Here is a 13,419-nt window from a genome sequence, read left to right on the forward strand (position 1 = left end):
AGAGCAGCCCATCACCCGAGGAAAGACTGATTAGCATTCCGTAGCGTTATGGTCGGGAGCCTGGCCGCTGGTTAGCGGCCCGTCTGCTCCTTGGGCTCCCGTTTCTAGAAAGATTATCTAGAATTAAATAAAATGTATTGTAGGGGTAAACGCTTGGTATTGTCCGGCATCGACCAGAGGCTGAACGACTGACTGATGGACGGGAGGTGGGTCCAGACTGGAAGAAGCGCCGCGTTTCGGTCCACGCAGTTGACTTGAACGCAACGTTGATCGCTGGATCGACCGGGGATATTTGGCATTGCCGCGCCCGCAGGTACGTGCTGCTGGCGGCACCTCAGGGCTGAATGCGATCGGGATGACGCGAAGTCTCGAAGACCGCCAAAGCAGCCGCCATTCCGTTAAATACACGCGGGCGATGTGGGGCGACAACAGGCCAGCCTCCGCTGCCAGCCAAACGTTGTCAATAAGCTCAGCCTTTGCCGGAGCATCGCGAACAATAAAAAAGGCCCGGGAGCATTGCCCGGGCCTTTCGTAGATGAGGTGCGGATAACGCTTACCGCGTCAGCGCAGTAAACCCTTCAAGCAACCTCTCGACATCAGCTGCCTGAATCGCGCCCATCGTCGAGATGCGGAACAGTTCCTTCGACAACCCGCCTTGCCCCGCATAGATCACGAAGCCGCGCGCCTTCAGCCCGTCGTGCAGCGTCTCGTACGTCACACCTTGCGGCAACCGGTACGCACGCAGCACAACCGACGATTCACCTTCCGGCAGCACCAGCGGCATCCCGCGCGCCGCAAGCCCGGCTTGCGCCTGATCGGCGAGCGCCTTGTAATGCGCATGCCGCGCACGCCAGCCGCCAGCCTCGTCAAACTCGCGCAGCGCCTCGACAAGTGCGTAATACGCGTGCACGGAAGGCGTAAACGGCGTATTCCGCTGATCCTGCAGCTTCGCGAGACGACCGAGATCGAGGTAGTAAGTGCGGCTTGCAGCATTCGCGAGCGCACTACGGCGCACGATCACGAACGCTGCACCCGGCACGCCGTGCAGGCACTTGTTCGCGGTCGCGGCCACGGCATCGATATCGCCACCGGCAAAATCGATCGCTTCCGCGCCGAAGCTGCTGACGCCATCGACGAGCATTTTCACACCACGCGAGCGGCAGACTTCCGCGATCGCGCCGAGATCGTTCAGGCGACCCGTCGTCGTTTCATGATGAATCACCGCAACGTGCGAATACCCACCCGCATCGAGCTTCGCACCAATCTGCACAAGATCAGGCGCTTGCATCCACTCGTGCTTGAGCACCTCATGCGCGATCCCATACTGCGTCGCGATCTGCGTAATCCGTTCGCCATAAACACCGTTCTCGATCACGAGCAGCTTGCCGTCCTTCGGCACGAGCGCCGCGATCATGCTTTCGACCGCGGCGGTGCCCGAACCGGTCATCAGCACAGCCGTCCACTCAGCCGGATCAAGCTCATACGCAGCAACGAGCCGCGCACGCGCCTCATCCTGCAGATCGAAGAATTCGCTTTCCCGATGGCACAGGTCGGGTTGCAGCAGGCTGCGGCGCACGCGTTCGGTGAGCGTGACCGGGCCGGGGTTCAGCAGCAGCATCAATGGGCTCCTTCAACGTGGGCTTCGGTCTGCGCGGCGCCGATGTGCCGCATCAGACGGGTCTTGACCTCGACCGGCGTGACGGTCGGGCGGGGCAGGCCGTCGGGCACGCCGGTGCGGATTGCCAGTCGTACGAACTGCGCACCATCGGCCGACGAAGCAAGCGCCGTATCGAGCACATCGAGCGTATCGCCTTCGACCGCCGACGCATACCCGCACGCGGCAGCCACACCCGCGAACGAAACATGTTGCGACACGGTGGCCTGGCCACCCGTCGATTCGTGCGCGCCGTTGTCGAGCAGCACGTGCGTGAGGTTGGCCGGGCCGTAGGTGCCGAGCGTCGCGAACACGCCCATGCGCATCAGCGCGGCGCCGTCGCCGTCGACCGCGACCACGCGCAGGTCGGGGCGTGCGAGCGCGAGACCGAGCGCCATCGGCGTGACGCAGCCCATCGAGCCGACCATGTACAGCTGGTTCGGGCGATCGTCGATTGCGTAGAGTTCGCGGCCGCAGAAGCCGGTCGACGCGAGCACGACGGTCGAATCGACCGGCGTGTGCGCGATCACGCGCTGCAGCGCGTCCTGCCGGGTCGGCCAGGCTTCGGCCGACGCGGCGCGCGACGACGCTTGCGCGGCGACATGCGCACGCGGCTTCACGGCCGGGTTCGATTTCAGCTCATACGGTGCGACGCTGCCTTTCTGCATCACGAGCGCGTACGGGCGGCCCGTCGCGTCCATGTGCGCGATCGCGCGGTCGAGTGCCGGGCCGACCTGTTCGGGGTCGGTCGGGAACGTCTCCCACGGGATCTCCATCGTGTCGAGCATCGCGGGCGTGATCGGGCCCATCAGCGCGTGCTGCGGCTCGTCGGCCACGCCCGGCTGGCCGCGCCACGTGACGATCAGCAGCTGCGGCAGCCGGAACGTCCACGTGAGCGACGTGAGCGGGCTCACCGCGTTGCCGAGCCCCGAGTTCTGCATCATCGCGATCCCGCGCTTGCCGCCGAGCGTCGCGCCCGCGATCAGCGCGACCGCGTCGCCTTCGTTCGCGGCCGACACGTAATTCAGCGTCGGGTCCTGCAGCACGTAATTGATGAACGGCGTCAGGTACGAACAGGGCACGCCCGCGTACCAGTCGAAACCGCGCGCGCGCGCGGCCTCGACGAACTGGGCCGCTTCGATCATTGCGCGCCCCCGTTGCCGGCGCCCGGTTCGGACAGCGGCGTCTGGCCATGCGCGAAGTCGCCCGCGCGGCGGAAGTCCTCGAGATCGTTGACGCCGCGCCAGTGGCCGTGCACGTACTGCACCTCGATCTTCTCGCCGGCGGCGATCAGTTCGTTGAGCAGCGACGGGATGTCGAGCGTGTCGAAATCAGGACGCGCCTGCAACGTCGCGAGCATTGCCTTCAGGCGATCGACACCGGCGCCGCGCACGTTCAGCAGGCCGATCCAGCGGCCGTGCGGCGTGCCTGCGGCGACGTCGCTCGATACGCGTTGCAGGAACGTCTTCTGGCCGAACAGGCCGCGATCGTCTGCGGCGGAGCAGAGCGCGAAATCGCGCACGCTCTGGTTGGTCTCGGTGAGCGACGAATCGACCACCACGCTGAACTCGGCCTCGCTCTCCGCGAGGTCGCGCACGATGTAGCTGCGGAACAGCAGGTCGCCGTACGAGATCACGGTGTCGCCGGTCAGACGGTCGGCCGCGCAGGCGAGCGATGCGAGCTCGCCCGTCTGTGCATGGCGTTCGTTGACGACGAGCTTGATGCCCGACGTGTCGATCGCGTCGGCACGATAGCCGCCGACCACGGTGATGTCGTTCACGCCGTGCGTCTTGAAGCCGTCGACGAGCCAGCGCAGCAGCGGCTTGCCGGCGACCGGCAGCATGACCTTCGGCTTGTCTTCGGTCACGGCTTCGAGGCCCTTGCCGCGGCTGGCAGCCAGCACGATCGCCGCGTTCGACGCGCGCGACGACGACGACAGGTAGATACGCTCGGCCGCCGAGTATTCGTCGGCGTCCTGCAGGCGGAAGATCTCGTTGACCGATGCTACGCGGTCTTCGACGTTGATCAGCGTTTCGCTCTCGTGGATCTCGCGTGCGGTCGCCTGCATCGCGGAGGCTGACGCGCGGATCAGGTGGTTCGCCCAGATCACGGTGCTGATGCCGGCCTGGCGGAACACGTCGGTCGGCGTGCTGTAGTACTTGGTCGGCACGATCACGAGCGGCGCCTTGCCGCTCCATTCGCGGGCGAACTGCAGGATCTCGTCCGGGCGCGACAGCTTGCTGTGGATCAGGATCGCGTCGGCGCCGGCTTCCGCGTACGCGTTCGCGCGGCGCAGCGCCTCGTCCATGCCCCAGCCCGCGATCAGCGCTTCGACGCGCGCGACGATCGAGAAGTCGGGATCGGTCTGCGAATCCTTGCCGGCCTTGATCTTGCCGCAGAACTCGTCGATTTCCGCGAGCGGCTGGCGCTCGCCGCCGATGAAGCTGTTGGTCTTCGGGAACTGCTTGTCCTCGATACAGACGCCCGCGATGCCGCGCTGCTCGAGCTTCTTCACGAGGCGGCGCACGTTGTTGAAGTTGCCGTAGCCGGTGTCGCCGTCGAGCAGGATCGGCAGGTCGCTCGCGTCGGCCATGAATTCGAGCACGTCGACGACCTGGGTCCAGCTCGCCTCGTTGTTGTCACGCACGCCGAACTGCGCGGAGATCGCGAGGCCCGATGCCCAGATGCCCTTGAAGCCGGCTTCGCGGACGATCCGCGCGGACAGGCCGTTGTGCGCTTCCATCAGGAATTCGAGGTCGCTGCTGACGAGCATGCGGCGCAGGCGTGCGCTGCGCGATTCGGTGAAGTTGGGTTCGCGTGCGTTCATCGTGCGACTCCTGCGGTGGTGCGTTGAATCAGGGGGAGGATTTCTTGCGTGGCGCGAGCGACGTCGTTCGGGAAGTCGATCTCGATCCACGGCGAGCCGGTGACGTCGGCGACGTCGAACGAGTGACCGCCTTCGAGCAGCAGGTCGCGCACGGCTTCTTCGTGCGGCATGTTCGCGCGGCCGCTGTCGACGTAGCCCGCGACGATCGTCGCGAGGCGGCGCGCGGTGCCTTCGGTGAAGCGGAAGAAGCCGACCGATTCGCCGATCGTGTCGTAGTCGAGGTCGACTGCGAGCTGCTTGCGCAGCTCGACCGGCACGCCGTTCTTCAGGCACAGCTTGACGGGCTCGTCGCCGGCCTCGAAGTCGCGATCGATCAGCAGGCGGTCGACCGCCTTGTCGGAATCGGCCACCAGCGCGTGCAGGATGTTCTCGTCATACAGCACGTCGGCGTCCATCAGCAGCACGTCGCCGCCGCGCGTCATCGCATCGGCGACGGTATGCACGGTCAGCACGCTGCCGAGGTCGTAGCGGTCGTTGATCACGATCTCGGCCTGGCGGCCGAGACGCTTCAATTCCTGCTCGACCTTCTCGTGCTGGAAGCCCAGCCCAAGCACGATCTCGTCGACGCCCGCGGCATCGAGTACGCGCAGATGGCGCTCGAGCAGCGACACGTCGTCGAAGCGCAGCAGGCACTTCGGGAACTGCGCCTCGGGCGGTTGTTGCAGGCGCAAGCCGAGGCCTGCCGCAAGAATGATGGCTCGCATGGGTTCTCCAACCAAAAAGCCGGCGGATCTGAACGATCAGTCGGCGAGCGGCTGCGGCGCACGGCGCCGCTGCCAGTTTCTTTCACTGAAATGCAGATAGAGCAGGCCGGGCAGGCCGAGCGCGAGTTCGCGCGCGCGTTTCGCAAGCGACAGCGCGAGCGCCGCGTCGGGCGGCAGTCCGACCAGCGGCGCGAGCAGCAGGTAGCCGCCTTCCTGCGCGCCGAGCGAGCCCGGGATCGCGAAGGCCGCGCCACGAATGGCCTGGCCGACGCTCTCGAGCAGCAGCGCGTCGAGCCAGCTCACCGGGTGCCCGAGGAAGTGCAGCGCGAGCCACACTTCCGCGGTGCCGACGATCCAGCCGACGAGACTCAGTGCGAACGTCTTCGCGACCTTCGCACGATCGCGGTACAGCGCGCCGACCGCATCGTCGATCGCATCGGCGCGGGTGGCCAGCGACGACCAGTCGCGCGGGCCGAGCAGCTTCGACGCGAGGCGCAGGCCGCGGCCGAACAGCCCGCGCCGCTGCGCTGCATAGAACGCGATGGCGAGGGCGCCGAGCACGCCGGTGGCGATCAGCGCGGGCGTGCGCAGGTGCGCGACCGATTCGTGCGTCGCATACAGGCTGAACGCGGCGATGCCGATCAGCGCGAACGCCATCTGCGCGAGCGCCTGCATCGTCGTGCTGACCGTGACGGCTGCCGCCGCGTCGGCCATCCGCGTGCCGCGCTGCGCGAGGTGGCGCACCATCAGCACCGGGCCGCCGATCTGCCCGGCGGGCAGCAGGCTGTTCACGGATTCGCCGACCCAGCGCGCGCGCAGCGCGTTGCCGAGCTCGGCGCCCGGCTGGCCGGGGCGGAACATCACGGAGATCGCGACCGCGTCGATCGCGAGCGGCACGACGTGGAACGCCGCGACGAGCGCGAGCCCCCAGCCGGCCGCGAGGAACGTGGACGCCACGGCGCCGACGCCCTGCCAGGCCAGCAGTGCGATGAAGAGTGCGGTCCCGAGGGACAGCAGGATGAGGCCCGCGCGTGTCATGACCCGCTCGTGCGTCGCGTCGCCAGTTGCTTGAACACCTGGCGGAAACCGAAATACGCGATCGCGTCCTTCATGTTCGAGATGAAGCGCTTCCACGGCCGCATGCCGGGGTTCGTCACGTATTCGAAGGTGAGCGACACGCGCATCTCGTTCTGGCCGAGCGGCGTGATGCGGTGGCGCAGCTTGTCGCCGTCGAACAGCACGATGCCGCCGTCGGCGATCTGCACGGAGCCCGGTTCGTCGGCGACGTCCGGATTGCGCGTGTGCAGCTCGTAGTCGAGCCGGCACGACGATTCGTCGATCACGCCGATCAGCAGCGTGTAACGACGGCCGTCGTAGTACGACGTGTCGTAGTGCCAGCCGATGTGGTCGCCGGGCTTCGTGTAGTAATACAGCGCGTACGCGTGCGGATCGTCGTCCGGCGACAGCATCAGCTTGTCGCCCGTGACTTTCTCGAGGAACGAGATCAGTGCCTTCGAGCGATACAGTTCGGCGATGTACGGCGCCTGCTCGTCGATCGTATGACGGCTGACGCTGCCGCCTTGCTTGTGGCCGGGCAGGTAATTGCGGTTCAGGCCGGCCTGCATCGCGCGGGCGGCGTCGGCCAGCTTCGCGTGCGCGTCGGCCGGCAGGAAGGTGTCGAGATAAAGGAACGAGCCCTGGCGCGTGTAGTCGCCGCGCAGGCGGTCGAGGTCGAGTGTGCCGACACGGTCGGCCACGGTGCGATCGGGGTCGGCCGCGGCCGCGCGCACGGGCGCGGGGCGTGCCGGGCTCAGCACGGAGTCGTCGCGCGTGCTAGGAGTCATTTGGAAGCCTGGATTTCAGTAGGGTTCTGCGAAACGTTGCCGCGCCGGACGATGCGCCACCAGTCGAACACGACCCACGCCGCGAACAGCGGGGCGCCGATCGACGCCGCGAGCAGGAACGGCTCGACGCCGTCGAACAGCGTCACGAGCGGCAGCAGGTACAGCACGTCTTCTGTTTCGAAGCCGCCGGCGAATGCCTGCTTGGTGCCGGCCTTGCCGGCGAACGATTCGATCCGCATGCGCAGGAAGAAGATCAGCGCGACGGCCGCGCCGGCCACCGCGCCGAGCAGCACCGGCGACGCAGCCATCTGGCCGCCCTGGGCGACGATGCCGACGCCCATGCTGACGAACAGCGCGACCGTGACGAGCGCGTCTGCTGCGAGGTCGTAAAAATGACCGATCTTGCTGGATTTCCCGCTGATGCGCGCGAGCTCGCCATCGGTGTGGTCGACGAAGTTCGACAGCACGATCAGGAACGCGCCTGCATTGCTCCAGCCGAAGCCGCCGTGCGCGAGGCACCAGGCGCCGGCGAGGCCGATCAGCAGGCGAACGGTAGTGAGGTGATTCGGGGTGACGGGCGTGTCGACGAGCGGTCGGACAAGCGAGCGCGCCAGCCGCGCATCCCAGGTGCGCGGCAGGGGCGGTTCGGAACGTGTGGCGGTTTTTCTTTGGTCCATCGGCGAAATATATACGGAATTGTAATTTGGTGCTTTTTATTCGATCAATGTCCTGACATGAGGGAGTGTTACCGCGTCTTGCGGCGATCGGCCGGCCGAAAAGCGCGTGCGCGAAAGGGCGGCCAGACGGGGCGGCGGCATCCGTATTCCAGTGTGGTTCGCATCGCGCGACTGTCAAGGACGGACGGGCCTCACAGGCCGGTGCGGCGGTGCGTTTCGCGCTTCCCGCCGCGCGTCGCGCGGCGCGTGCGCGCTTGACGTGCGTCAGGTCGGGACAAGCCGCATCGGGTAACAATTGGCCGCGCCGGACGGGCGTTGGTCATTGCCGATCCGCAGGTGATAAAGCGCGGTGGAAATTCATCGATTGATGCGCATGAGTTGTCGATCGGCGACCGGTCGTTCTGCCCGATGCTTTCGCGCACCTTTCGTGTGCATCTGATTTAAACGGCGCGCCTGTCACAGAACGGTCGTTCGATACCCGGCAAATCCGGCAAGGATCTTTTGCATTTGGCGGACATTTCGCGGCGACTGCCTCTGCGATACTCCGACCGTGCCTGTGGTGCCGGCCGCCCCTCGCGGCCCCAAGGGCTTCATGTCGCTCAGGAGACACCCCCCGCGACGTCAACGACAGACCCCACGCGTCAGAAACCAGCCATGTCTTCATCACGCATCCTCGCTCCCGCCCTGCGTTCGCTCGTCCGCACCGCCGACGAAGCCGCCGCGCTGATCCGTCCCGGCATGACCGTCGCCATGAGCGGCTTCACGGGCTCAGGCTATCCGAAGGCCGTCCCGGCCGCGCTTGCCGCCCACATCGACGCGGCGCACACGCGCGGCGAGGACTTCCGGATCAACGTGCTGACGGGCGCATCGACCGCGCCGGAACTCGACGGCGCGCTCGCCCGCACCAACGGCATCTCGATGCGCCTGCCGTACCAGTCCGACCCGACGTTGCGCGACAAGATCAACGGCGGCGAAGTCGACTACCAGGACGTCCACCTGAGCCACGTCGCGCAGTACGCCTGGTTCGGGCTGTACGGCGATCTCGATGTCGCGATCGTCGAAGTCGCGGGCATCCGCGAGGATGGGCTGCTGATTCCGTCCGCGTCGATCGGCAACAACAAGACCTGGCTCGAACGCGCGAAGCACGTGATCCTCGAGGTCAACTCGCGCCAGCCGCTCGGCCTCGACGGGATGCACGACGTCTATTACGGCACCGCGCTGCCGCCGCACCGCAAGCCGATTCCGCTGACGAAGAGCGACGACCGGATCGGCGAGCCGTACCTGCGCTGCCCGGCCGACAAGATCGTCGCGATCGTCGAGACGGATGCGCCGGACCGCAGCAATGCGTTCTCCGCGCCGGACGCGACGTCCAAGCAGATCGCGCTGCAACTGATCGACTTCCTGCGCCATGAAGTGAAGCGCGGCCGCCTGCCGGAAAACCTGCTGCCGCTGCAGTCGGGTGTCGGCAACATCACGAACGCGGTGCTCGCGGAGCTCAGCTCGGCCGGCTTCTCGAACCTGACCGCGTACACGGAAGTGATCCAGGACGGCATGCTCGACCTGCTGCAGGACGGCACGCTGAGCTTCGCGTCGGCCACCGCGCTGTCGCTGAGCCCGGCCGCCGTGCAGCGCTTCGCCGACGAAATCGCGACGTTCCGCGAGAAGATCGTGCTGCGCCCGCAGGAGATCAGCAACCATCCGGAGCTCGTGCGCCGGCTCGGCTGCATCGCGATGAACGGGATGATCGAGGCCGACATCTACGGCAACGTGAACTCGACGCACGTGATGGGCACGAAGATCCAGAACGGCATCGGCGGCTCGGGCGACTTCGCGCGCAACGGCTACCTGTCGTGCTTCATGTCGGCGAGCACGGCGAAGGGCGGCGCGATCTCGCGGATCGTGCCGATGGCGAGCCACGTCGATCACACCGAGCACGACGTCGCGGTGGTCGTCACCGAGCAGGGCCTCGCTGACTTGCGCGGCCTGTCGCCGAAGCAGCGCGCACGCAAGGTCATCGCGACCTGCGCGCATCCCGACTACCGGCCGATGCTCGAGGATTACTTCGAGCGTGCGTCGCGCGACAGCTTCGGCAAGCACACGCCGCACCTGCTCGCCGAGGCGCTGTCGTGGCACGAGCGCTACGTGCGCACGGGCACGATGAAGGCCTGACGCGCGGAGCGAAGCGGGCGCGCCGCGCGTGCGCCCGGTCAATCCATCGCCGCGTGCGCGATTTCCACGCTCGCCGCTTTCTGCGGCGGGCGGATCAGCAGCAACAGCGGAATCATCAGCAGCGTCGCGACGAACATCAGCTTGAAGTCGTTCAGGTACGCGATCATCGACGCCTGCTGGTTGATCGTGCGGTCGAGCAGCGCGATGTCGACGCGGCTGCCGGCCATCGCCTGCACGGCCGGGTTGAACGGCGTGATGTGGGTCGCGAGGTCGGCATGCGCGACCTGCGTGTTGCGCGTCATCAGCGTCTGCACGATCGAGATGCCGATACTGCTGCCGATGTTGCGCATCAGGCTGTAGGTGGCCGTGCCGTCCGCGCGCAGCTCGGGCGGCAGCGTCGAGAACGACAGCGCGCTCAGCGGCACGAACACGAGCCCCAGCCCGAAGCCCTGCACCACGCCCGGCCACACGATGTCCGCTTCGGACAGCACGACCGTGTACTGCATCATCTGCCAGAGCGCGAGCGCGGAAATCGACAGCCCCGCGAGCAGCAGCATCCGCGCATCCACGTATTTCAGCAGCCTGCCGACGAACAGCATCGCGATCATCGTGCCGGCGCCGCTTGGCGCGGTGACGAGGCCCGTCGTCGCGACCGGGTAGCCCATCAGGTTCTGCAGCATCGGCGGCAGCAGCGCGCGGGTCGCGTACAGCACCGCGCCGACCACGAAGATGAACAGCGTACCCGTCGCGAAGTTCGGGTCGCGCAGCAGTTCCGACTTGAAGAACGACGCCTTGCCGACGGTCGCCGTATGCACGAGGAAGAACGCGAAGCTGAGCGCCGCGACGATCGCCTCGATACGGATCTCGTACGAGCCGAACCAGTCGAGCTGTTCGCCGCGGTCGAGCATCGCCTGGAACGCGCCGATCGCGAGCGCCAGCGTCGCGAAGCCGAACGCGTCGAACTTCACGTGCGGGCGCGGCGCGCGTGCGGGCAGGAAGGTCATCACGCCGGCGAGCGCGAACGCGCCGATCGGCACGTTGATGAAGAACACCCAGCGCCAGTTGTAGCTGTCGGTCAGCCAGCCGCCGAGCGTCGGGCCGAGGATCGGGCCGACCATCACGCCCATTCCCCAGATCGCCATCGCCTGGCCTTGTTTCTCGCGCGGATTGATGTCGAGCAGGATCGACTGCGACAGCGGCACCAGCGCGGCGCCGAACACGCCCTGCAGCAGGCGCGCGCCGACGATCTGCACGAGCGTCTCGGACAGCCCGCACAGCGCCGACGCGACCGTGAAGCCCGCGATCGACACGATCAGCAGCCGTTTCACGCTGAGCCGGTCGGACAGCCAGCCGGTGAGCGGCGTCGCGATCGCCGCGGCGACGATATAGGAGGTCAGCACCCACGTGATCTCGTCCTGCGACGCGGACAGCGTGCCCTGCATGTGCGGCAGCGCGACGTTCGCGATCGTGCTGTCGAGGGTCTGGATCAGCGTGGCGAGCATGATCGACAGGGTCAGCATCGGCCGGTTCAGGGCGGGCGAGGCGGGGGCGTCGGCGGCGGGGTTCAAGCGGGTGTCTCCACGGGGCGGTCGCCGTGGGCGGCGATCCGGTATGGCTGGAATTATAAGCACGCTTATTATATATCCGCTTATCGCCGAGGCAGGGCCGGCTTGACCCCTATAATCGCCGGATGGACAAGACTTACGAGAACCGGATCGGCTATCTGATCGCCGATGTCGCCCGCCTGAACGGACGCCTGTTCGACCGGCGCGCGAAGCGCATCGGGCTGACCCGGGCGCAAAGCCGCGTGCTCGCGTACCTGACGTGGAAGGGCGAGATGAATCAGGCGCGGCTCGCCGAATGGCTCGAGATCGCGCCGATCTCGCTCACGCGGTTGCTCGACCGGATGGAAAGCTATGGCTGGATCGAGCGCATCGCGAACGACGACGACCGCCGGGCATTCGTGATCCGGCTGACCGACAAGTCGCGCGAAATCTTTCCGCAGATGCTCGAAGTGGGTGACACCGTCGCCGAAGACGGGCTGCGCGGCTTCACGCCCGACGAGCGCGATACGCTGGTGCGGCTGCTCGGGCGCGTGCGTCACAACCTGATCGATTGCGGCGGGGAGTGAGGTGGCCCGCCGTTCGGGCGGGCTGGATGAACGACTTGAAAAACATCGGGCGGCAGCGCGCGAGCACGCGGCGTTGTCATCGCCGTTGCGCGGGTGCCGATGCCCGGCGTGGCCTTCGTCGGGCTGGCACACGAGACGATACGCTCGCCATGTTCGACGAAGCGCTTGCGTGAGTATCGACGTCGGCTCGGTTGAGCCGACGCCAGCTGTTACGGCCTCGGCGAGTCCATGTGCTCAACGGGCCAGCGCCGCGAGCGTGAGCGCCGCCAGATAAAGCCCCACACCGTAGGACAGATGCGTGATGAGACTGCGCCGGCGCGCGACGCCCGGGCTCGGCGTGCGCGACGCCGCGATGCCGAAGCCGAACGCGGGCTGCATCACGAAGAACGGTGCGACGATGCTAGCGAGGCCGGCGACGAGCGCGGGGAGCGGGGTCGGCGTGCCGATCCATGCCGTGCCCGCGATCGCGACGGGCAGCGCCGCGAACACGATGCCGATCGCGTAATGCGCGACCCAGCCGAGCGCGCGTTCGCCGGGAACGGGTGCCGCGGCGACGATCGACGCATGCCGGAACCGGCCGTGCATCATGTGACCGAGCCAGCGGCCGACCAGCGCGTAGTCGAGCGACGGAATGCCGAATGCACGCCGCCGGAGCAGTGCCCACAGATCCATCACGAGCGTGGCGCCCGCGCCGATCAGCAGCAGGTCGGGCAGGACGTCGGGCAGGCTCATCGCGTGCCTCCGCAGAGAAGGGAACAGGCTGCGCGGTGCAGCGGAATACGGCGTGGTTTCAACGGTTTCATGGCGATCCGGGCTTGTCTTCATCGAGTCGAGCGACTATCTTGCAACCTCAAGTTCACTTGAGGTCAAGCATGAACCGGCTGGACATTGCAGAGGTGGCGCGACGCTCGGGATTGCCCGCGTCGACGCTGCGCTACTACGAGGAAAAGGGGCTGATCGTCCCGATCGGCCGCCACGGGCTGCGGCGGCAATACGACGAGTCGGTGCTGGAGCGCCTGGCGCTGATCGCACTGGGCCGCGAGGCCGGCTTTTCGCTCGACGACATCCTCGCGATGGTCGGCACGGACGGCCTGCCTGCGATCGATCGCGCGAAGCTCGACGGCAAGGCCGACGAACTCGACCGCACGATCCGCCGTCTCGGCGCCGTGCGCGATGCGTTGCGGCATGCGGCCGTGTGCCCGGCATCGAACCATCTCGAATGCCCGTCGTTCCAGAAGCTGCTTCGGATCGCCGTGCATCGCCATCCGGCCCGCCGCACGAAGACGGAGGGTGCGTAGGCGGCGAGTGTGCACCGGCGGGTTGGCCGATGGCAGGGTGATGCGCAGAGTCATG

General features: G+C 66.9%; 12 protein-coding genes. 3 read left to right on the forward strand and 9 right to left on the reverse strand.

Translation table 11 applies throughout. The features are described from left to right. Nucleotides 1–553 precede the first annotated feature (553 nt). The 7 genes from CFB39_RS23565 to CFB39_RS23595 are packed head-to-tail and all read right to left on the reverse strand — an operon-like array spanning nucleotide 554 to nucleotide 7,766. Complete coding sequence (locus tag CFB39_RS23565; protein ID WP_089474644.1) at nucleotides 554–1,618, reverse strand: 2-aminoethylphosphonate aminotransferase; 1,065 nt, start codon at nucleotides 1,616–1,618, stop codon at nucleotides 554–556. Then, complete coding sequence (gene aepY, locus CFB39_RS23570; RefSeq protein WP_089474645.1) at nucleotides 1,618–2,799, reverse strand: phosphonopyruvate decarboxylase; 1,182 nt, start codon at nucleotides 2,797–2,799, stop codon at nucleotides 1,618–1,620. The genes CFB39_RS23565 and aepY overlap by 1 nt, the downstream gene beginning before the upstream one ends. Next, nucleotides 2,796–4,481 (reverse strand): phosphoenolpyruvate mutase, encoded by a 1,686-nt coding sequence (aepX, locus tag CFB39_RS23575; protein WP_089474646.1) that lies wholly within the window; start codon nucleotides 4,479–4,481, stop codon nucleotides 2,796–2,798. Before aepX ends, aepY begins: the two co-directional genes overlap by 4 nt. Beyond that, complete coding sequence (locus CFB39_RS23580) at nucleotides 4,478–5,245, reverse strand: NTP transferase domain-containing protein (protein ID WP_089447471.1); 768 nt, start codon at nucleotides 5,243–5,245, stop codon at nucleotides 4,478–4,480. The genes aepX and CFB39_RS23580 overlap by 4 nt, the downstream gene beginning before the upstream one ends. A 36-nt stretch (nucleotides 5,246–5,281) precedes the next feature. Then, nucleotides 5,282–6,283: an HpnL family protein gene (locus CFB39_RS23585; RefSeq protein WP_089474647.1), complete on the reverse strand. Its 1,002-nt coding sequence runs from the start codon at nucleotides 6,281–6,283 to the stop codon at nucleotides 5,282–5,284. Next, nucleotides 6,280–7,089, reverse strand: coding sequence for a 2OG-Fe(II) oxygenase (locus CFB39_RS23590; protein WP_089474648.1), 810 nt, complete (start codon nucleotides 7,087–7,089; stop codon nucleotides 6,280–6,282). Before CFB39_RS23590 ends, CFB39_RS23585 begins: the two co-directional genes overlap by 4 nt. Continuing rightward, entirely contained in the window at nucleotides 7,086–7,766 is a 681-nt protein-coding gene (locus CFB39_RS23595; protein WP_039357120.1) for a CDP-alcohol phosphatidyltransferase family protein, read from the reverse strand. Before CFB39_RS23595 ends, CFB39_RS23590 begins: the two co-directional genes overlap by 4 nt. A gap of 654 nt (nucleotides 7,767–8,420) precedes the next feature. On the opposite strand from CFB39_RS23595, the gene CFB39_RS23600 reads away from it, so the two are divergent. Next, on the forward strand, nucleotides 8,421–9,935 hold the full coding sequence (locus CFB39_RS23600; RefSeq protein WP_089474649.1) for an acetyl-CoA hydrolase/transferase family protein: 1,515 nt from the start codon (nucleotides 8,421–8,423) through the stop codon (nucleotides 9,933–9,935). A 38-nt stretch (nucleotides 9,936–9,973) separates the two neighbouring features. Here CFB39_RS23600 and CFB39_RS23605 read toward each other — a convergent pair whose 3' ends face one another. After that, nucleotides 9,974–11,503, reverse strand: a complete 1,530-nt coding sequence (locus tag CFB39_RS23605; RefSeq protein ID WP_089474650.1) for a DHA2 family efflux MFS transporter permease subunit — start codon at nucleotides 11,501–11,503, stop codon at nucleotides 9,974–9,976. 122 nt (nucleotides 11,504–11,625) lie between these two features. Here CFB39_RS23605 and CFB39_RS23610 point away from each other — a divergent pair, with 122 nt between their 5' ends. Next, nucleotides 11,626–12,066 (forward strand): MarR family winged helix-turn-helix transcriptional regulator, encoded by a 441-nt coding sequence (locus CFB39_RS23610; protein ID WP_089474651.1) that lies wholly within the window; start codon nucleotides 11,626–11,628, stop codon nucleotides 12,064–12,066. Between the two features lie 234 nt (nucleotides 12,067–12,300). On the opposite strand, the gene CFB39_RS23615 is transcribed toward CFB39_RS23610, so the two are convergent. After that, nucleotides 12,301–12,798: a DUF2938 domain-containing protein gene (locus tag CFB39_RS23615; protein WP_089474652.1), complete on the reverse strand. Its 498-nt coding sequence runs from the start codon at nucleotides 12,796–12,798 to the stop codon at nucleotides 12,301–12,303. Between the two features lie 140 nt (nucleotides 12,799–12,938). On the opposite strand from CFB39_RS23615, the gene CFB39_RS23620 reads away from it, so the two are divergent. Next, entirely contained in the window at nucleotides 12,939–13,364 is a 426-nt protein-coding gene (locus tag CFB39_RS23620) for a helix-turn-helix domain-containing protein (RefSeq protein WP_089474653.1), read from the forward strand. Nucleotides 13,365–13,419 lie beyond the last annotated feature (55 nt).

Origin of the sequence: Burkholderia sp. AU6039, assembly GCF_002223365.1 — a bacterium.
Lineage (GTDB): Bacteria > Pseudomonadota > Gammaproteobacteria > Burkholderiales > Burkholderiaceae > Burkholderia.